The sequence below is a fragment of the Paenibacillus puerhi genome, assembly GCF_009846885.1.
Classification (GTDB): domain Bacteria; phylum Bacillota; class Bacilli; order Paenibacillales; family NBRC-103111; genus Paenibacillus_G; species Paenibacillus_G puerhi.
On the sequence record NZ_WUWM01000008.1, the window covers coordinates 102,663 to 123,197 of the forward strand.

13 protein-coding genes are annotated in these 20,535 nt (G+C 54.2%); all 13 read left to right on the forward strand.

The window, feature by feature from the left end:
- Positions 1-50 precede the first annotated feature (50 nt).
- A complete protein-coding gene (locus tag GSF01_RS09150; RefSeq protein ID WP_407945754.1) occupies positions 51-1,367 on the forward strand; it encodes an amidohydrolase in 1,317 nt (438 codons plus the stop codon).
- A 13-nt stretch (positions 1,368-1,380) separates the two neighbouring features.
- Complete coding sequence (locus GSF01_RS09155; protein ID WP_235941369.1) at positions 1,381-1,890, forward strand: cell wall elongation regulator TseB-like domain-containing protein; 510 nt, start codon at positions 1,381-1,383, stop codon at positions 1,888-1,890.
- A gap of 204 nt (positions 1,891-2,094) precedes the next feature.
- Positions 2,095-2,634 (forward strand): hypothetical protein, encoded by a 540-nt coding sequence (locus GSF01_RS09160; RefSeq protein WP_159883097.1) that lies wholly within the window; start codon positions 2,095-2,097, stop codon positions 2,632-2,634.
- A 139-nt stretch (positions 2,635-2,773) separates the two neighbouring features.
- Complete coding sequence (locus tag GSF01_RS09165) at positions 2,774-4,126, forward strand: AAA family ATPase (protein ID WP_407945755.1); 1,353 nt, start codon at positions 2,774-2,776, stop codon at positions 4,124-4,126.
- A gap of 157 nt (positions 4,127-4,283) precedes the next feature.
- On the forward strand, positions 4,284-5,963 hold the full coding sequence (locus tag GSF01_RS09170) for an N-acetylmuramoyl-L-alanine amidase family protein (RefSeq protein ID WP_159883101.1): 1,680 nt from the start codon (positions 4,284-4,286) through the stop codon (positions 5,961-5,963).
- 12 nt (positions 5,964-5,975) lie between these two features.
- Positions 5,976-6,548 carry a GerMN domain-containing protein gene (locus tag GSF01_RS09175; RefSeq protein WP_159883103.1) on the forward strand — a complete coding sequence of 191 codons (573 nt, stop codon included), beginning with the start codon at positions 5,976-5,978 and terminating at the stop codon, positions 6,546-6,548.
- Positions 6,549-6,595: 47 nt separating this feature from the next.
- Positions 6,596-9,361 carry an S-layer homology domain-containing protein gene (locus GSF01_RS09180; RefSeq protein ID WP_159883105.1) on the forward strand — a complete coding sequence of 922 codons (2,766 nt, stop codon included), beginning with the start codon at positions 6,596-6,598 and terminating at the stop codon, positions 9,359-9,361.
- A gap of 238 nt (positions 9,362-9,599) precedes the next feature.
- The gene (gene nth, locus GSF01_RS09185; protein ID WP_407945756.1) at positions 9,600-10,274 is read left to right on the forward strand and encodes an endonuclease III; all 675 of its coding nucleotides are present in this window, start codon (positions 9,600-9,602) and stop codon (positions 10,272-10,274) included.
- A gap of 1 nt (position 10,275) precedes the next feature.
- A complete protein-coding gene (locus tag GSF01_RS09190; protein WP_159883109.1) occupies positions 10,276-10,548 on the forward strand; it encodes an NAD/NADP transhydrogenase alpha subunit in 273 nt (90 codons plus the stop codon).
- 89 nt (positions 10,549-10,637) lie between these two features.
- On the forward strand, positions 10,638-14,324 hold the full coding sequence (locus tag GSF01_RS09195; protein ID WP_235941371.1) for a dynamin family protein: 3,687 nt from the start codon (positions 10,638-10,640) through the stop codon (positions 14,322-14,324).
- A 662-nt stretch (positions 14,325-14,986) separates the two neighbouring features.
- Complete coding sequence (locus tag GSF01_RS09200; protein ID WP_159883113.1) at positions 14,987-16,870, forward strand: ABC transporter ATP-binding protein; 1,884 nt, start codon at positions 14,987-14,989, stop codon at positions 16,868-16,870.
- On the forward strand, positions 16,867-18,714 hold the full coding sequence (locus GSF01_RS09205) for an ABC transporter ATP-binding protein (RefSeq protein ID WP_235941372.1): 1,848 nt from the start codon (positions 16,867-16,869) through the stop codon (positions 18,712-18,714). Before GSF01_RS09200 ends, GSF01_RS09205 begins: the two co-directional genes overlap by 4 nt.
- Before the next feature lie 208 nt (positions 18,715-18,922).
- Positions 18,923-20,401 (forward strand): M23 family metallopeptidase, encoded by a 1,479-nt coding sequence (locus tag GSF01_RS09210; RefSeq protein ID WP_159883116.1) that lies wholly within the window; start codon positions 18,923-18,925, stop codon positions 20,399-20,401.
- Positions 20,402-20,535: the final 134 nt, after the last annotated feature.

The window sequence follows — 20,535 nt, forward strand, 5'->3', positions numbered from 1 at the left end:
TTGATTTATAGACGGTGAAACGGTACATTGGAAGTTGGAGTGGCAAGCCAATGGAAGGGACGATTTCTGTGAAAAAAACGCTCATCGCTAACGGTATATTTATTACCATGGACGCAAGCCGTCCTTTTATTCAAGGCCATATGGTCATCGAAGGAGATAAAATCGTCCGTATAAAGGAAGGAAGTCCTTCTGGAGACGAAGGATTCGACGAAACCATGGACGGACAAGGCAAGCTGTTTCTGCCTGGCTTCGTCAATACGCACGGGCATGCGGCTATGTCGCTTCTGCGCGGCTATGGCGATGATATGGCTCTGCAAGTATGGCTTCAGGAGAAAATGTGGCCGATGGAGGCCAAATTTACAGCGGCCGATGTAGCGGCCGGCACCCGTCTTTCCATCCTGGAGATGGTAAAGGGCGGAACCACAACCTTCGTCGATATGTATGATCATATGAATGAAGTGGCGCAAGCGGTCGAGGAAAGCGGCATTCGCGGATGCTTGACCCGGGGCGTTATCGGCCTGTGTCCGCGAGACGTTCAGGACGCCAAGCTGGCGGAAGCGGTCAAGTTCGCCAAGGACTGGCATGGCAAGGCCGACGGCAGGATCACGACGATGCTCTCGCCACACGGTCCTTATACATGTCCTCCGGATTATATCGAAAGAATCGTACAGGCTGCGCATGAGCTGAACCTGCCTATCCATATTCACATGTCGGAAACGGCTCGCGAGGTCCAAGACAACCTAGATCAATACGGATTGAGACCCGTTCAGCATCTGGAGAAGCTTGGCGTGTTCCAGAGACCGACTCTGGTCGCTCACGGCGTTCATCTGAACGATGAGGAAATCGGCATATTAAGCAAATACGATGTGCGCGTATCGCACAACCCGGGCAGCAATCTGAAGCTGGCCAGCGGTATCGCACGAGTTCCCGAGCTGTTGAAGGCAGGGGTGCTCGTTTCCCTGGGAACAGACGGAGCAGCCAGCAACAACAATCTGGATATGCTGGAGGAAATCCGCCTCGCAGCGCTCATACATAAAGGAGTGAGCGGAGATCCGGTCGCGGTCGCTGCAGAGGATGCGCTTCGTCTGGGGACCTTGGATGGGGCCCGCTCGATCTGGCTGGAAGATGTGGGCTCGCTCGCTCCCGGCATGAAGGCGGACTTTATCGCTCTGGATATCGATCAGCCGCATTATTATCCGCGTACAAATCTGCTCTCGCATGTCGTCTACTCCGGCAGCTCGCGGGACGTGACGGATGTATGCGTAAACGGTCAGTGGATTGTCCGCGCAGGCGAGTGCCTAACATTGGATGAAGAACGCATAATTTACGAGGCACAGCGGAGCTTCGAGCGGCTAACCGGAGCCTAGGAACGGGAGAGGAATGACTGCCGTGCGGAAAAAATGGAAATGGACGATCGTCGCCGCGGCAGCGCTGATCCTGATCGCCGCAGCCTTGAACTGGATGTATCACTCCGTATCCCGGGAGGAATGGAACTCCCAGCGGGCAGCCGTGGCTCTCGCCTACGAGAAGACGGCTCTGACCGAGACGACTTGGGTGGAGCGCTTCGTGGGAGACAAAACCTACACGGTCATCTCGGGAGTAGACAAGCTGGGACAGCCTCTCTATGTATGGGTAGGCGGCGAAGGGGAGCTGCGCTCGGAGCTTGCGGCCAACGGAGTAGCCGGTGAGGCAATGGCTGAACAGGTGAAGGCGAAGCACGCCGGGGCCGAGATCATGCGGGTTACGCCTGGGATTCAAAATGACAAGCCGGTATGGGAGATCTTTTACAAATATACGCCGGAAGGTCAAAAGCGCGAGCAACATTTCTACGATTACTATCAATTCTCGGACGGAACCTGGATCGACACATGGCGGCTCTCGATTCAGTAACCAAGAAATAAGCATTTGAATCATTCCGGTTCACGCTGAATAAGCGCGAACCGGTTTTTTTTACGTTTTTCGCAAAGCTGCCACACATTTCATTATCATTTCGTATAGAATCTGTGATATACTTTCTATACAGATTAGTTGATATACTGATTTTGGTTGAGGTTGTTTTTGATTAACTTTTTAAGGAGAGGTGAAGTTATTGATATGAAAATTCGTTTTCTACCGGTTTTGCTTAGCTTAGTCATTACAACGGCGCTCTTGTTCGGCGGATATTTTGCGTATCAAAGCTATGCGATGGAGAGTCCGCTTCAAAAGACCGTTTCGCAAATAGAAGGTGTCGAGCATGTTTCTACTCATTTGACTTCCACAGCGGTGGACATTCAAATCAAGCTTGACGCAGGGAAAAGCCTGCGCGAGGTGTATCAACAAATTCTTAACGAGGGACGTCAAGTGATTGGCAGCCGCGAGCTTCAGCTCAAGGTCAAGGAAGAGCCTTCCGCCAAGCTCGATGAGTGGTGGTCGCTGGCGTTGTTCGAGGTCGCCCAGGCGATGGACACGAAACAGTACGCCCAGATTCCTGCGACGCTTCAAGCCAGAGCGGCTGCGGATCAAAGCTCGGGAATTCGCGCAAGCTCGGAGATGGACGACAAGTTCGTCTATATCACGCTTACGGATGGACAGGCCAACAAGTACGTTATGCTTCCTAGAACGCCTGTAAAGATGGGAGTGTGGCCCAATGAGTAAGTATGGGAAAGAGATTCTGCTCGGAGCGGCGCCAGTCGTCGTAGTGTTTCTATATTTTCTGGGAGTAAACATTATTCCGGTCGTATTTATGGCGGCTATTTTGGGTGCTTTTTTCTTTATGAACCGTGCCCGCAACGGGATGAGCGCCAGCTCCGACCGGAGAGCCAAGGCCAAAGCGCCGTCCTTTATGACGTTCGAGGATATCGGCGGGCAGGATCGAGCGAAGCGCGAGCTTAAGGAAGCTCTCGACTTCCTGATCCGATACGAGGATATCAAGCGGCTGGGAATCCGGCCTCTGAAGGGAATTCTGTTAACCGGACCTCCGGGAACAGGGAAAACGCTGATGGCTAAAGCCGCGGCTCACTACACCAACTCGGTATTCATGGCGGCTTCCGGCAGTGAGTTCGTCGAGATGTACGTAGGCGTCGGGGCGAGCCGCATCCGCGATTTGTTCAAAGAGGCCAAAGCGCGTGCAGTCAAGGAAAAAAAGGACAGTGCGATCATCTTTATCGATGAGATCGATGTTATAGGCGGAAAGCGGGACGGAGGCCAGCATCGGGAGTATGACCAAACCTTGAACCAGCTGCTGACTGAGATGGATGGCATCCACACGAGCGAAAGCCCTCGCGTGCTTATTATGGCTGCCACGAACCGTAAGGAGATGCTCGACAGCGCGCTGCTTCGTCCCGGACGGTTCGATCGCCATATCGATGTCGATCTTCCCGACAAAAAGGCACGTTTGCACATTCTGAATATTCATGCCAAAGGTCGGCCGCTGTCGGAGGAGATCGATCTGGATGCTATCGCGAAGGAAACGTTCCAGTTCTCCGGTGCCCAGCTTGAGAGCGTGATGAATGAAGCGGCGATCTATGCGATGCGCGAAGAAGCTAGCGTGATCGGCCAGCTGCATCTTTCGCTTGCCGTAGATAAGGTCATGCTCGGCGAGAAGACGGACCGCGAGTCCACCAAGGAAGAGCGGGAACGGGTTGCGCTTCATGAGCTTGGCCACGCGATCGTAGCGGAGCGCGTACGGCCAGGCTCCGTCTCCCAGGTGTCGCTTAGCCCGCGGGGGAAAGCGCTCGGATTCGTCCGTCACAATCCCCAGGCCGATCAATATTTGTACACGAAGCAGCAAATTGAAGAGCAGATCATGATAGCGCTCGGCGGCTCCGTCGCTGAGGAAATGTTCTATGGCGGGAGAAGTACAGGGTCCCGCAACGACTTCGAGCAGGCGCTGCAGATGGTTCGGACGATGATGGATTCCGGGCTGACGCGCCTCGGTATTATCGATAGAAATATGGTAACGAAGCAGGAACTCATGAAGGAAAATACGGCGATTCTGGAGGAAGTGACGAACGCGACCCGCAGTTTGCTGGAGCGTCATCGCCGAGTGTTCGAGCAATCCTTGGATATTCTGATCGCTGAGGAGGTTCTATCGGGAGAGCAGTTCCGCGAGCTGCTCGTCAGATTGGAGCAGCCGCAGATCGCGTAATATTGGCACTAAGAGAGGGCAATCCGACGGGATTGCCCTTTTTGCTCGTTAATTGTGGCGAAACTCAAAAAATATCGCAAACTCTGCAACTTTTTAGGTGTACAATAGTCTAATAGAGTGATAGATTTTGTCAAATTTTTGAGTTTCGAGGTGTAAGATGAGGTTTATAACGGCTTGGTTCACATGTTTATTACTGTCGCTGTTGTTGATTCCGGTCGCCTTTGCCGAAACGTCGTCGATCCAGTTGTTTATGAACGGTAAGCAGTTAGTGCCAGAAGTCGCTCCCCAGATAGTGAATGGCAATACGATTGTTCCGGTGCGCATCATTGCCGAGGCGGTCGGCTCCAAAGTCTCCTGGGAACCGAAGCAGCGCAAAGTAACGGTCGAACAAGGTTCGACCCGCATTCAATTGTTTATCGACAAAACGTCCGCTACTGTTAATGAAAAGCCTTTCACGTTGGAAGCGGCTCCGGTTATTATGGACGGAAATACGATGCTGCCGCTGCGCTTTGTGGTTGAACAATTGAATACGAAGGTGGAGTGGGACGGCCTCACTCGGTCGGTGTTTATGTATCAGAACAAGGATAAGGAAGAGGCTGCCGCGGAAGGTGTGGCTGCCGGTGACAAGGAACCCGCGAAGGAGCAGGACGGAACCGGCCTGACTGATCGGGACGGGGGCAAGACGGATGGGAAGGAACTGGCTGTCGATAACGGCAAGCCTGAGGCCGCGGCCGGTGAGCAGAAGAATGACAAACCTTCAACAAAACCGGACAAGGCAGCCGGGCAGACAGGCAAGCCGTCCGAAAGCCTGCAGGCCTCCAGCTCCTCCAAAGACAAGGATAAGGATCAGGCGAATGTCCTGCCAGTGGGCGGCGGAGCCGGGGCAAACGGAAACGCCCCCGCCAAAGCCGGTGAATCGGTAGAATCCACGCCGAAACTGCCGCCGTTGAACAATTCCTTATATGCTGTCACCTTGCTGAAGGATGAGATCCTGATCCAGACCTCGCGAACGGAGCCCTTAGAGCCCAAGGTGTTCCGTCTGAGCAACCCGGATCGGATCGTAATTGATATTCCGGGCATTGAGCTGGACACGCCGCTGACCGAGAAGATCGGCGCTCTTACTGAAGGCTCGCTGGGACTTTCCAGTGACAAAATTGCCAATATTAGATACTCGCTATTTTCAAAAGAGGATTCTATCGTTAGAATAGTAATAGACTTGGCGCAAAAAGCTCAGTTTATGCTCGTTCCGGGAGAGAAGCCCGGGCAATTTTCCTTGCGGATCGCACCCCCGAGATCGCAGTACCTGGTCTATATCGACCCGGGTCACGGAGCCAAGGATAGCGGCGCCGTCTCCAAGCTGACCGGACGCTATGAGAAAACATTCGTTCTTGCCCTAGGCAAGAAGGTGGCCGCGCTGCTGGAGAAAGAGAAAAAAATTCAAGTTGTGATGACCCGGTCTGACGATACGTTCCTGGAGCTTCCGGAGCGCGTAGCGCTGGCCAACAATGCGGATGCCGATTTGTTCGTGTCCATTCATGCCAATTCTGCCGATAAAGAATCGATTCGAGGTACCGAAACGTATTACTATACGGAGCAAAGCGCTGATTTCGCGAACACGATGCATGCGGCACTGCTTAAAGGCACCGGGTTTATCGACCGCAAGGTGAAGAAAAGCGCGTTTCATGTCATTCGCAACACCACGATGCCTTCGGTGTTGCTGGAAATTGGTTTCATGAGCAATCGGGCGGAAGAAAGTCTGTTGTTTCAAGAAGCTTTTCAAGACCAGGTAGCCGCATCCATCGTAGCAGGCATCAAGACGCAGCTTAATCTGGAATAAGGAGTGTTTCTGATGCAAACCCAATGGCACAAGATGTTCATGGCAGCCGCGGTCTTCGCGCTTATCGCGTCGGGCTGCGGGCAGAAGCCGGCAGAGCCGCTAAGTCCGGCGCCTGAGCCAGCCAAGACCGCAGATCCGGGCAGCTCGAACGGCAGCGGATCGGGCGGACAAGCTCCGGTTGCCCCGCAGCCGGCGAAACAATCCCAAAGCGTCAAGGTTTACTATGCAGACGCCAATTTGGAGAAGCTGCTGGAGAAGGAAGCGACGATCGAATTCGGCGAAGAGAAGGACAAATATTTGGCGGCTTTTAATGTACTGAAAAAGACACCAGACGATGCGACGGTGTCCTTGGCCAAACATTTGACCTTCAAGAGCGCCCAGTTGAAAGACGGTCAGCTCACGCTGGATCTCGTAATGCCCGACGAAGCCAGACTTGGATCGGGCGGCGAGGTAATGCTGCTTACAGCCCTTCAGAAAACAGCCTTTCAGTTCGACGAGGTCAAAACCCTAGAGATTCTGCTCGAAGGCAAACAAGTCGAAAGTCTGATGGGCCATATGGAGCTGCAGCATCCTTTCAAACGCTAAACTGCTTTTCGAGACATCTGAAGAGACCGAGAGGAGTACGCGAATTCATGAAGAGAAAGAATCAGAGAAATATTCGCAAGCTGACTGCCGCCGTGCTGGCGCTAACACTTGCATTCAGTGGGTCTGCCTTCGCGGCGGACCCCGCACCTAGTTCAAACGCATCTTCCGGAAGCCTTGTACTTCGCTTCTCGGACGTGGATGGCGCGCACTGGTCCATCAAGCACGTCACCAAGCTGGCGTCGCTCGGCATTATTCAAGGGTATGAAAAGAACGAGTTCCGGCCCGACAACACGGTATCCCAGCAGGATGTAATCGTGATGGCGATCCGCATGATGGGATTGGAGACGGAAGCGCTGGCGAATAAAGCGGAAACGGTTCTGCCTGTTCTTGTCAGCGATTACGCCAAGCCTTATGTGGCCTATGCGTTCGACAGAGGGCTAATCACGGCTGCTGAGGAAGTAGAAAACACCTCGACTAAAAGCGTATGGGGATCGCGCGACGCCACCCGCGAGTGGGTAGCCAAGCTGGTCATCCGCGCTATCGGTAAAAATTCGCTGGCCTCGCAGCAAGCGGCTTCGGCGTCAAGCTTTACGGACGCCGATAAGTTCTCTGTATGGGCCAGAGGCTATGTGAACGCAGCGGTTATGCTGGGGATCGTGCAGGGTTTTGAGGATGATACGTTCAGACCGTCGGGCAAAGTGACCCGCGCTCAAATGGCGGCATTCTTAAGCCGGGCGGATAAGGAATTGACGACCCGCTCAAGCCGGGTGGATATCGGTTATGTGATGGAGCTGACCGACAAGAAGATCAGTGTGCTGAATGCCAAGGGCGATACAAGTACATACAATCTTTCGGCCGATACGGTCATTTACGATGCCAAGGATGACAGCCGGATCCCGCTCAGTCAGATCAAGCTCACCAATGAAGTGTATCTGATTCAAAATCTGAATAATGCGCTTTATATCGAGCTGACGAATGCCGAGGAGAAGATGGAGGTCACCGAAGGGACGCTGAACGATGTGTTCCTCGATGATATGCGTGTATCCGTACAAGTCGGCGGCGCTAGAAAGCTTGTTGAAATAGCGACGAATGTTTCGGTTACGGATAATGAAGGACGCGGCCAGAGCATCGGCTCCATCCCGCTGGGCAGTATCGTACAGCTGAAACGCAACACGCTTCTGAAGGAAACGAAGATTACCCATATTGTCGTGAAGCAAACCCCGCTCAGCAAAACGGCGGACGGTACCATCCTCAGCATAGATCAGACGCAGCATCAAATCAGCTTTCTCGAAGCGTCTAGCGGTCAAAGCGAGTCTTACTCCACGGCGGAGGCCGTCGCTGTGAAGCTTCAGGATGGCGCGGTATCCGATCTGAGCAGGCTGCATGTCGGGGATGCAGTCAGCTATGAGATCAAGGCGAACAAGCTTGCCGCGATCACCGTGAAGAAGCAGGCGGATGTAGTGACAACCGTTCAGGGCACCCTGACTACCGAGATTAGCAAAGACTCTCGCATCCTGACCATATCGCCGAGCGGCGGCAGCTCGTTGTCATCCTATTACGTGAATGACAATGCGCTTGTTTCGATTGGCGGCATGTCTATGGCGAGTCTGTTCGACCTGGAAAAGGGCGATGACGTAACGCTCGATCTGCTGAACGACAAGGTCGTGAAGGTTACGGTGAACAACCGTGAGGTCGAGAACTACGAATTCGCAAGCATAGTCAACTTCGAGTCGACCTCGAAGGTACTGACGATTGCCAAGGATAACGGAGGCTTCGGCGCATTCCAGATTACGGATTCTACCTTGATCAAATATGCAGGCACGACTATACCGGTCACGAATTTCCAATCCAGCTTCCTTGGTACCCAGCCAGGGACTACGAACACGGAACGTAATAAAAAGGTCAATATGAAGGTGTCCAAGGACCGGATCGTTTCGATCGAAATGACTCAGTCGCTTGACGGCATCGTTTCTCAAATCAACACTACGCTGAGCGAAGTGACGCTTCGCACCACCGGTGGGAAAAGCTTGACGCTGAAAGCGCCGGCCGCCGCAGTGGAACTGCAAAATAAAGCGAATGGAACGCTGGCTGACCTCAAAGTAGGGGATTCGGTACAGGCGAACCTGATCTTTACGCAGGATATGTTCAGCTCGTTCGCCGTGAAGAAATCCGGTGTATTCAAAGTGCTGGTGGTCACGCCATCGACCAAGCAGGTAACGGTCAAGGAAGAGAACGGCACGGCCACCTTTACGTTCGCGATAGACAGCTTGGACAAGATCTACAATCCGCTTAAAGCGACTCCGGCATTCGAGGATCTGATGGTCGATGAATACGTAAAGGCGAGCTTTACCGGTAATAAAATGGACTTGATCTCCATCGTGAATACGGTTCGCGGGAAGATCAATACCGTGGATGCGGCTCTCGGCACTATCACCGTGCAGGATTTCCAAGGAGGCGTGCATGTGCTGCCGCTCGGTCAAAACTTTACCGTTAAGAAAACGGACGGCACGTTGTCCGCTTCCCTCACCGACCTGAAAGTCGGGGACCGAGTCGAAATCATCAAGGACGCGACCGAAAAATCGATCATTCATCAAGCGGCTGCCCACAAAAGAACCGTTGCTTCATACGATACGATTCTCGGCCATCTGCTGCTGAAGCCTTCGGGTACGAACAGCAAGGATCGGTATGCTTTGTTCGGCAGAGCATATGTGCATAAGGGAGCAGCGGTCATTAATGCTTCCAGTCTGGTGGAGAACAACGAAGTGACCCTGTACGTCATCGACGACAAAATATATGAGATTGAACAGCCCTAATTTCCATCATAATTGAAACTTTTTTTCCATCATAACCGTCTTAGTAGTGCGCAGTTTGGCACGGCTAGGACGGTTTTTGGCGTTTTGCGAGTTTTTCAGAAAAAATTCGCAAATTGAAGACATATTTCATTGATTCAGACTCTCTGATTCGGTAAACTAAAGAACATAAGCGCGAATGAGAGGAAGGTTGCATGTGAGCCGAGCAAAGGTTCGAAGAATATTGGACACCATCGCGGACATGTTTCCCGACGCTCACTGCGAGCTGAATCATTCCAATCCGTTTGAGCTGACGATTGCCGTGCTGCTGTCGGCCCAATGTACGGACGAGACGGTCAACAAAGTAACGGCGGGCTTGTTTCAGAAGTACAGACAGCCGGAGGATTATTTGGCCGTTCCGCTTGAAGAACTGGAGCAGGATATACGCCGCATCGGGCTATTTCGTAACAAAGCGAAGAACATTCAGGCCCTGTGCGCGCTTTTGTTGGACAAGTTCGGAGGCGAAGTGCCCCGAGAGCATGCCAAGCTTGTCGAGCTGCCCGGAGTCGGTCGCAAAACGGCGAATGTTGTCATGTCCAATGCTTTTGGCGTTCCCGCAATCGCCGTAGATACTCATGTGGAAAGAGTATCGAAGCGCCTTGGGCTTGCCGATGCCGACGATTCGGTGCTGGAGGTTGAGAAGAAGCTGATGAAGCGCGTTCCTGTGGAGGAATGGACGGACACGCATCATCGACTTATATTTTTTGGCCGCTACCATTGTAAAGCCCAATCGCCGAAGTGTGAGATATGTCCGCTGATCGACTTATGCCGAGAAGGTAAACAACGTATGAAAACCGGCTCTAAAAGGAAAACTATACCAAAGAACGAAAAGTCTGGATCAAACCCTAAGGATTCGAGTGAAGAAAGGATAGGATGAGATGAAATGCATATCGGTCTATACAAATGATTTTGAGGTGTTCTCGGATATATACGAGAAAATCCTCCAAACTCCTCTTCAGGAAAACGAAGAAATGCAAGTGGAGGGCGTTGTCGTATCCGAATCCGGCAGTGTACCTGAAAATTATTTGACCCGCATGAAGCAGCGTCCTGAGGTTGTCGTGATGAAAGTGAAGGACAAGGATATCACGATCCTGCAGCACCGTGATGTATTTGAAATATTTATCCCCGAGAAAGAAAATGTGGTACACTAAAAACCGAAGCAATTCGGTTTTTTTCTTTTATGGAGCAAATCGTCAATGAATGAGAGATAGAGGGCAGGTAGAGGAGAAGGATGAAAAGCATGCTTACGTCAACATGGGAACCGCCGCAGCCGCACGGCGGGGAGGGAGGGAATTCCTCCACGACAGAGGTTATTCGCGAATTGCGGGATCGTATGATCGAAGCCGGCGATTGGGATCATGCGGATAAGGTAGCGCAATTGCTGGAAAAAGCCCGGAGCGGGCGGCTCAATATGGCCTTCTGCGGCCACTTCTCGGCAGGCAAGTCCAGTTTGATCAATCGGCTGTGCGGACACCAGCTGCTGCCGTCAAGTCCCATTCCTACGAGTGCGAACATCGTCAGTATCGCCAGCGGAGAACCCGGTGCGACGGTCTGGTATCATCGTAAAGCGGAGGATGGGCAGGCGCGATCGGAGCATGTGCCGCTCGAGCAGCTGGCGGAGCACTGCCGCAACGGAGAAGCGGTAGAGACTATCGATATCACCTATCCGATCCCGATGCTTCAAGACCGGGCCGCACTGCTCGACACTCCGGGGATCGATTCGACTGACGATGCGCATCAATTGTCTACGGAATCCGCGCTGCATCTAGCTGATGTCGTCTTCTATGTCATGGATTACAATCATGTGCTGTCCGAGGTCAATCTCGGGTTTACTAAGAAAATGGTGGAGTGGGGCAAACCTCTTTACTTGATCGTCAACATGATCGATAAGCATAGAGAGCAGGAGGTTGCGCTCGAAGCGTACAAAGCGGGAGTGAAAGAAGCGTTTGCCAGCTGGGGGGTCCGCCCGGACGGCATTCTGTACACATCCGTGAAGATGCCGGACCATCCTGCCAGCGAATGGGATAAGCTGGATTGGTTATTCGCCGGCTTAATCGAGCGTCGTGAGGAACTGGTCCGTCAGAGCCTGGAGAAGTCGGCCCGGGCGCTGGCTTTGGCGCATGCCGCCAAGCTGGAAGAGGACGGCGAACCGGCCAAGGAAGCGCTGCGTACGAGGCTCGCCGAGGACGAGGCGTCCGGCTCGGCCCAGGCGGAATACGCCGAAGCGAGCGGCGAGCTGCGCAGGCTGGAGGCGCTGCCGGCTCAGCTGATGACGCAGCTGCGGGGTGAACTGAACGCGCTGCTGGACAATGCGAACGTGACGCCCGCCTCGACGCGCGATCTGGCGAACGCTTATCTCGACAGCCGCAGGCCGGGCTTCAAGGTCGGCTGGCTTGGAGCGGCTGCCAAGACGGCTGCCGAGCGCGAACAACGGCTCCAGGCGCTAACCAAGGATATAGCCTCTCAGGCACAGACGCAGATCGCACGGCATGTGCAGCAAACCGTCAAGCTGCGGCTGGAAGGTCATGGCTTACCGCCTGAGCGCCTTAACGAGGCTGCCGGTGCCATTGTATTTGAGATTACACCCGAGTGGCTGGCCTCACAGGTTAATGAAGCTGCTGTCTTTGGAGGCGAATACACGCTTACCTATTCCCGGCAAATTGCGGCGGAGCTCAAATCCGCTTATCGGAAGCGGGCGGTCGCTGCGGTCGAGGAGCTAACTGCTGAGCTGGACGCAGCGCTCCGCATGAAATGCGAGGAGCTGGCCGCTCAACTGGCCGAGCTGGAGACGCGGCTCGTGGCGTTCCGCGAGCTCGAGCGGCTGGAGCAGGCCGACGCCGCATACCGCGAGGCGCTGCTGGCGCCGCTGCCGGTGAGCGCGGCGCCCGAGCTGCCTTCGCCGGAGGCGGCGCCCCGGGCAGCGGCAGTCGCTGCCGGGCAGCCGCAGCCGGCAGCGGCCGCGCCGGCGCTGGCCTGGCTGGCCGCTGACGCGGCCGCAGCCGGCGATGGCGCGCAGACGCTCGCCGCCGGCGGTCACCGCGACAGGCTGCGCGAGACGGCTGCGCGGCTGCAAGCCGCGGCGGAGGAGCTTAGCAGCCTGTCCGCGCTGCGATCGGTTCGCCGCTCCTTGCTGGAGAAGGCGGAGCGCCTCAGCGGCAATCGCTTTACCATCGCGCTGTTCGGCGCGTTCAGCGCGGGCAAGTCATCGTTCGCCAACGCGCTGATCGGCGAACGCGTCTTGCCAGTATCGCCGAACCCGACGACAGCGGCGATCAATAAGATCATGCCGCCGGAGCCGGAAGCCGGCTGGCCTCACGGGACCGCCAAGGTGCGGATGAAGAGCCGCGAGCGGCTTGTCGACGATGTGATCTACTCGCTGGAGGCGCTGGGCGCCAAAGCGGAGACGATGGAGCAGGCGCTTCAAGCGATTGCAGGCCTGGAGGCCGACCGCATCCCGGGTAAGGGCAAGCCGCATTACGCCTTCCTGCGGGCTGTGCTGCAGGGCTGGGACGCGATGAATGGGCTGCTCGGGCAGGATCTGAAGATCACGGCCGAGGAGTTCGGCGCTTATGCCGCCGAGGAAGCGAAATCCTGCTTCGTTGAGCTGATCGAGCTCTATTATACAAATCCCTTGACCGAGCAGGGCATTGTACTTGTCGATACGCCGGGAGCCGATTCGATTAATGCGCGGCATACCGGGGTCGCTTTCGACTATATCAAGAATGCGGATGCGATCTTGTTTGTCACTTACTACAACCATGCCTTCTCCCATGCCGATAAGCAGTTTCTGCTTCAGCTCGGCCGGGTGAAGGAAAGCTTCGAGCTCGATAAAATGTTCTTCATCGTCAATGCGGCCGATCTGGCTTCCTCTGCCGAGGAGCTTGAGGGCGTTGTCGGTCACGTAGAAAGCAACCTGCTGCAGCATGGAATCCGGCATCCAAGAATATATCCGTTGTCGAGCTATTATGCGCTGGAAGGGAAGCAAATGCGCGACGAAGCATTGACCGTGCAGTCGGGCATCTCCGCCTTCGAGCGGGACTTTATCCGATTCACCTTCGACGAGCTGACGGATATGGCCGTGCAGGCCGGACAATCGGATATTAGGCGTGCGGCAGAGACGCTCCAGCGATGGATCGAGGGCGCGCGCTCGGATGCAGCCGTGCGCGGGGAGCAGAGCGCTGCGCTTCGAATCGCCTTGCAAGCGGGCGTAAACCGCTTGGAGCGGGCTTCCGGCGAAGCCGATACGACCGAGCTGTCAAAGGAAATACAGGAGCTCCTGTATTATGTGAAGCAGCGTGCGACATACCGGTTCGGTGAGCTGTTCAACGTTGCCTTTAACCCTTCACTGTTCAACGATGACCCGCGGGATACCAAAACTGTGCTGCAATCTGCCTGGGAGGACCTGAGACGGATGATCTCCTTCGATCTGTCCCAGGAAATTCTCGCTACAACGCTGCGCGTCGAGAACAAGATCAACCGAATGGCTAAGCAGGCGGTAGACGTGTGGACGTCGAGGCTGCGCGAGGACATCCCGTCGTTCGAGCCCTCGGGCTTTGAAGCGTTCAAGCTCTCGACTCCCGATCTGCATGAGATACTGGAGGCCGACGAGATTCAGGCCAAGTGGCTCGCTTCCTATTTCAAGAATACGAAGCAGTTCTACGAAGGTGAGGGCAAATCCCAGCTGAGACGTGATCTGGAAGCGAAGCTGGTCGAGCCGATGACCCGCTTCACGGAGGCGCAGGCCGCCCAACTGGAGGCCGCCTATGCCGATCAGCTGCGCCGGGTCGTGGCTGCTCTCGCCGGACAGTGGACGGCCGATCTGGAGGAGCATGTAGCCGGGCAGCTGGAGGCGCTCGATATGAAGCTGGATATGCAAGCCATGCAGGAGAAGCACAGTCGCCTGCTCCGTTTCCTGGTCTCATCCTGATTATAACGATAAGCTGATCCACGATAAGCTCAGAGTGGCGGCGCGCAGACAACGAATCTGCGTGACCGCCTCTTTTGGGTGCTTGATTCCGGTGGTGTGCGTTTGCGCCTGGACTCATCATTCGGATAGGAATGATCGGGGGCGCTCTCCCTATGCATCGCTGCCGGGAGGCCTAATTTTTCGATAAAGAAGCGAAGTCGTAAACGGGTATAAGCAAAAAAGGAAGAATTCGTGAAAGGGCTTACAATGGACTGAAACGGTCTTAAACGGACGAAAAAGATGGGTACAGTTCACTAAATCTCGAGATACGGGGATTTTCCCCTACATAAGCAAGTTTATGCATAGGAACCCTGTTGCCCTGTGCTAGAGTAGATGGTAAACTCCATACAATAACTAAAAACTTACGAAAATTGTCACACATTCGGAAAGGAAGGGGATCCCGAAAGCCCATTAGAAGAACGTGAGGCTGTGCAGCAAGCTGGAGAAAAGCATGGGTCTGTGCAGGTTATTCGAGCTGTCCAAATCGCCTCATGCTTTAGTGCTTTAACGCAAAAAAACAAGCAGGCTTCAGAGGCTTACCAAAAATCGACGGCTGCAAAGGACGATCCTACCCTTGCCTGATGGATACAGCGGGCGGACGTCCGGGAGGAGGAGCAAGCAAGATGCATGTGTTTAATCAGCTTAGAGAGTATTACTGGTCGGAGCGAAGGTACTTTTTTATTTCGATACTTTGTTTGATGACGGTTACAGGACTAGGGCTTGTCTACCCCAATCTGTTCCGTTACTTGATCGACAATGTCATTGCCAACGAACGCTACGAGGAAGTGCCGCTGCTTGCGGTCTCGGTATTCGCAGTCATGGCCTTGAAGGCAACCTTCCAGTTCCTCCACGGCTCCTTCAGTGCCAAGCTGGGCAATCAGACGGCATATAATCTGCGTGAAGCGCTCTATCGCAAGCTGCAATTCTTGTCTTTTCAGTATTACGACAAGGCCAGGACCGGCGACCTCATGTCGAGACTGACAGCCGATTTGCAGGCGGTTCGGGATTTTGTCGGCTTTGGCTTCGTTCAAATTCTGAACGTGTTTATGATGTTCACCTTCGGGATGCTCATGATGCTGTCCATCAATTGGCAGCTAACGCTGATTACGCTGGCGGCCATGCCCTTCCTCGTATTCACGGCGATCCGCTTTGAGGGACGCATTCATCCGGCTTTCCGCCTGATCCGGAAATCGATGAGCACCATGACGACTACCGTGCAGGAAAATATTACGGGCGTCAGAACCGTCAAATCATTTGCCCGCGAGCCGCATGAAATCGAGAAATTCGCGGAGCGGAACACGGACTACAAGGACAATAACGTGATAACCTCGGGCATATGGGCCAAGTTTTTCCCCTTAATGGAATTGTTCGCGAATCTCAGCATTGTCCTTCTGCTCGGTGCAGGCGGCTGGATGGCGATTAACGAAATCGTCACGCTCGGCGAGCTGGTTGCCTTCTATAGCCTCGTCGGTTATATTATTCAGCCCATGTGGGGCATCGGCTTTCATATCAATAACTTCACCCAGTCGAAAGCGGCCGGCGAGCGTTTGCTGGAAATCCTGCATCAATATGTTCATGTGAAAAATAAAGAACATGCGCGAGTGCTCGATCCGGAAAAGGTTCAGGGCCATGTCCGCTTCGAAGGGGTTACATTCGCCTACGGCGAGTCGCAGAAGGCGGCTGTCGAAGATTTCAACCTCGACGCTCCGGCGGGTTCCGTTATCGGTCTGCTTGGCGGAACAGGCTCGGGCAAATCTACGATCATTCAATTGTTGTTCCGCGCCTATCAGGCGAAGCAGGGACGTATCACGCTGGATGGCCAGGATATTCGCGACGTCACGCTGGAAAGCTTGAGGAGTCAAATGGCGGTTGTCTTTCAGGAAACGTTCCTCTTTTCCTCGACGATCCGCAACAATATCGCGTATGGGGTAGAGGATGTTACCCAGGAGCAGATCGAGCAGGCGGCGCGTCTGTCCAAGGCGCATGACTTCATCATGGAGCTGCCTCTTGGGTATGACACCGTTGTCGGAGAGCGCGGACTTGGTCTCTCAGGCGGTCAGAAGCAGCGGATTGCGATCGCCAGAGCCTTGCTGCTGAATCCCAAGATTTTGATTCTGGATGACGCTACGAGCGCTGTCGATATGGAAACCGAGCACGAGATTCAACAGGGCTTTCAGGAAGTGATGAAGGACCGGACTACGTTCATCATCGCTCACCGGATTTCATCGCTTAAGCATGCCGATGAGATCATCGTCCTGGACCATGGGAAGGTCGTACAGCGGGGCACTCATGAGCAGCTCATGAAGGTGCCTGGCCCCTATCTGGATACGTACAATATCCAGTTCTCCGACCAGCCGGTGCTGTCGCTTGACGCAGAGCCCGCTTCGATCGGAAAGCCCTCCTACGGCGGAGGCCATGTCCAGCAGGCAGCGGAGGAAGAGCAGCAGACGCAGCGGGAATCCGCGGCTGCCAGCTCGTATACGAAACGGAGGGGACTGGTCACGTGAGCTCGTCATCCCATACCAATAAAGGCTCGTCGGCAGAAGCCGAAGAGAAAGTAAGATCCAGGTTCGTCTATCAGGACGACGAAGATATGGACAAGGGCTTCGACTGGGTCCAGGTCCGCCGGGTCGGAAAGTACATGAAGCCGTATGCGAAGCAAATGGTGCCGATTATTCTGGTCATGATGGTCGTCGGAGCCATTACGAAGCTGCTGAACCCGCTGTTGCTTGCCTATGCCATCGACCATGCGATCAAGGACAAAAACAGCGCGCAGCTCGGGTATATCGTGCTCGGCATGCTGGGGCTGTACATCGTGCAGTGGTTAGCCAACAATTATCGCATCCGCTACACGAATATGATCGGACAACGCGTGATTTACGATTTGCGCGACGATTTGTTCAGCCATATTCAGCAGCTTTCGTTCCGCTTTTTCGATAAGCGTCCTGCCGGAGCGATCCTGGTTCGCATCACCAATTATGTGAACTCTCTTCAGGATTTGCTGACGAACGGCGTCGTCAATCTGATGATCGATTGTGTACAACTGATCGGTATCATCGCTATTCTGCTGATTTACAACTGGAAGCTCGGCTTGGCGATCATGATAACGGTTCCGATCATGTTCCTCGTATCGACGAAGGTACGTTTGCATATCCGCAGAGCGTGGCAGGTCGTGCAGCTGAAGACATCGCGGATCAACTCGCACTTGAATGAGTGTATTCAGGGGATCAAGGTCACTCAAGCCTATACCCAGGAGAAAGCGAACATGGCTTTCTTTGAGGATATGAACCAGGATAACCAACGTGCGTGGAACCGGGCTTCGACCTTGAACCAATCCTTTAACCCGATTATCGAGGTGACGGGAGCGATCGGGTATTTCATCCTCTTCTTGTTCGGCTCCTATCTCGTCATGAAGGGAGAGATCACGGTCGGCATTCTGGTTGCGTTCGGCGCTTATATCAGCCAGTTCTGGGAGCCGATTAACCGGCTTGGACAAATGTACTCGCAGATGCTGATCGCTATGGCCTCGTCGGAGCGCATCTTTGAATTTATCGACGAGCAGCCGAATGTGGCGGAACGCCCGGATGCCCGCCGTTTGCCGGCCATCGAAGGCAATATCGAATTTGAGGGAATCGAGTTCGAATACGAGCCGGGACGTCATGCGCTGAAGCAGATCAACCTGAGCGTCAAAGCGGGATCGTCCATCGCACTTGTCGGTCATACCGGCTCTGGCAAAAGCACGATCATCAACCTGCTCTGCCGGTTCTATGACGTGACGGCAGGCCGTATACGGATCGACGGGCATGACATTCGCGATGTGACCCTGCACAGTCTGCGCTCCCAGATCGGTATCGTGCTGCAGGATACGTTTATTTTCTCCGGGACGATTCGCGATAATATCCGGTTCGGGCGACTCGACGCGACGGATGAAGAAGTGGAAGCCGCGGCCAAAGCCGTGCGCGCCCACGAATTTATCGTCGATCTGCCGCTTGGCTACGACACGGAGGTACAGGAGCGGGGGAATGTGCTGTCCATGGGGCAGCGCCAGTTGCTTTCGTTCGCTAGGGCGCTGTTGGCCGACCCTCAAGTCTTGATTTTGGATGAAGCGACCGCAAGCATAGATACCGAGACGGAAGTGAAAATCCAAGAGGCGCTGCAGACGCTGCTGGCCGGCCGTACCTCCTTCATCATCGCTCACAGACTGTCGACGATCCGCCATGCCGATCAAATCGTCGTTTTGGATCATGGCGAAATTAAGGAGCAGGGCAGCCACGAGGAATTGATCGCGAGACAAGGCGTTTACTATGGCTTGATTCAGGCGCAGTACCGTTTTTTACAGGAGACGGGCTAAGCGTCAAATAACCGAATGAAGGTAAAGAAACCCCTGATTGGCCTCGATTTTCGGGCTATCGGGGGTTGTTTTTTGCTTATTATTGTCTTATCGGGAACGCGCCGTCATATACTGGAGAAGGGCGTTGCCAGTTAGGATCATCGACCGGGAATACGGTCAGTCAGCCAGTCGGCCAGTCAGCAAAAACGCAATCAGGGGGGAGATAACGTTGAGGATACCTTCACGCAGATGGGGAAAAACGTTAGGAACCATTCAATGGGTTACGGCCTTTGCTGTCATTGCCGCTGTCGTGTTGACGGGACGCTGGTTCGTCAAGGCTCAAGTCGCCAGCCGCTTCGATGTTTTTCTGGATGATCAGCTGCTCGGTACAGTAAGCGACCCGGATGTGGTGAAAAAGTGGAAAATGGAAAAATACAGGGAGCTGGAACGCCAATATACGTCGATGAGGGTTACTTCCAACTTGGAGAGCCTTCATTTCGTTGATAGCCCCCATACCGGCGGCACGATTGACGACGATGCGGTACTCGCTGTACTGAGCCGCAATGCCGTTTATTATTTATACGCGACAGAAATACGGATTGACGGCGCCACGATCGGGTTCGTCAAGGATACGGGAACTGCGGCTGAGCTGCTGGAGCATATCAAAGCTCCCTATACGTCCGGAGTGGCGGACGCGTCACCTGATGCACCCCCCCTCAAGGAGGAAGAAGGGAAGCGCAAAGGGGTACACATCTTGTCTTTGAACGACCATATGGCTGCAGAGGCAAACCGGAAGGTCACGACTGCCTTTGTCCAGGAGGTCCAACTGATTGAAACCATCGCTCAGCCCGGCCAAATCGAATCGTCTTCCGCCGTATTGAAGCGGATTTTGGCGGGGAAAGGGCAGAGCCTTACTTATACCGTACAAGCGGGGGACTGCTTGTCGGTCATTGCGCTGAAGCACCAAATTCCTCTCCAGACGCTGCGCGCGAATAACCCGCAGGTAAAGGGGGATTTTATCCGCATCGGACAACAGCTGCAGCTCACCGTTCAACAGCCATTACTGACGGTGAAAATGACCGAGCTTAGAACGGAGCAATCCAAGGTGCCCAGCGGGGTCGTTTATGAAAAGGACGACACGCTGAAAACGGGCGTTATTCAAATTGTCTCGCAGGGCAAGCCCGGGTTGAAAAAGGTAACGATCCAATCCGTACACATCAATGGCGAATTAACGGAAGAACGGGCGGTGGCTGAGGAGCTGCTGCAGGCGCCTGTGCAGACGGTTGTGAAGCAAGGCACTAAAAAAACGCCCGGCGCAGGCTCGGGCCAATTCGCGATGCCTGTGCTTCGCGGGGAAGTATCAAGCCAATTCGGGCTTCGTTGGGGCAAAACGCATAAGGGCACCGACTTTGTATCTGAGCAGAAGGGGATTCTGGCTTCGGATAGCGGCTCCGTATCCTTTGCCGGCTGGAAAAGCGGCTACGGCAACTGCATCATCATCGATCACAAGAACGGATATGAAACGTTATACGGGCATTTGAGCAAAATAGATGTCAAGGAAGGCGATGCGGTTGCCAAAGGAGAGAAAATCGGAGTTATGGGCAGCACCGGCAATTCGACCGGCATTCATTTGCATTTCGAAATTATTCAGGACGGGGCTCAGCAAAACCCGCTCAAATACTTGAGCAAAAGCAGCCATTCGAGCTGAAGCTCAACCGCGTAGACGGGAGACGCTTCATCGAATCGGACAACCTTCTTATCCAAGGCGTTTTCGGCGGAATATCCGGGAACGTCTTTTTTGGCAGCTTCGTGTTCCGCAGCCCCTTGCTTCCTCTAGATCTG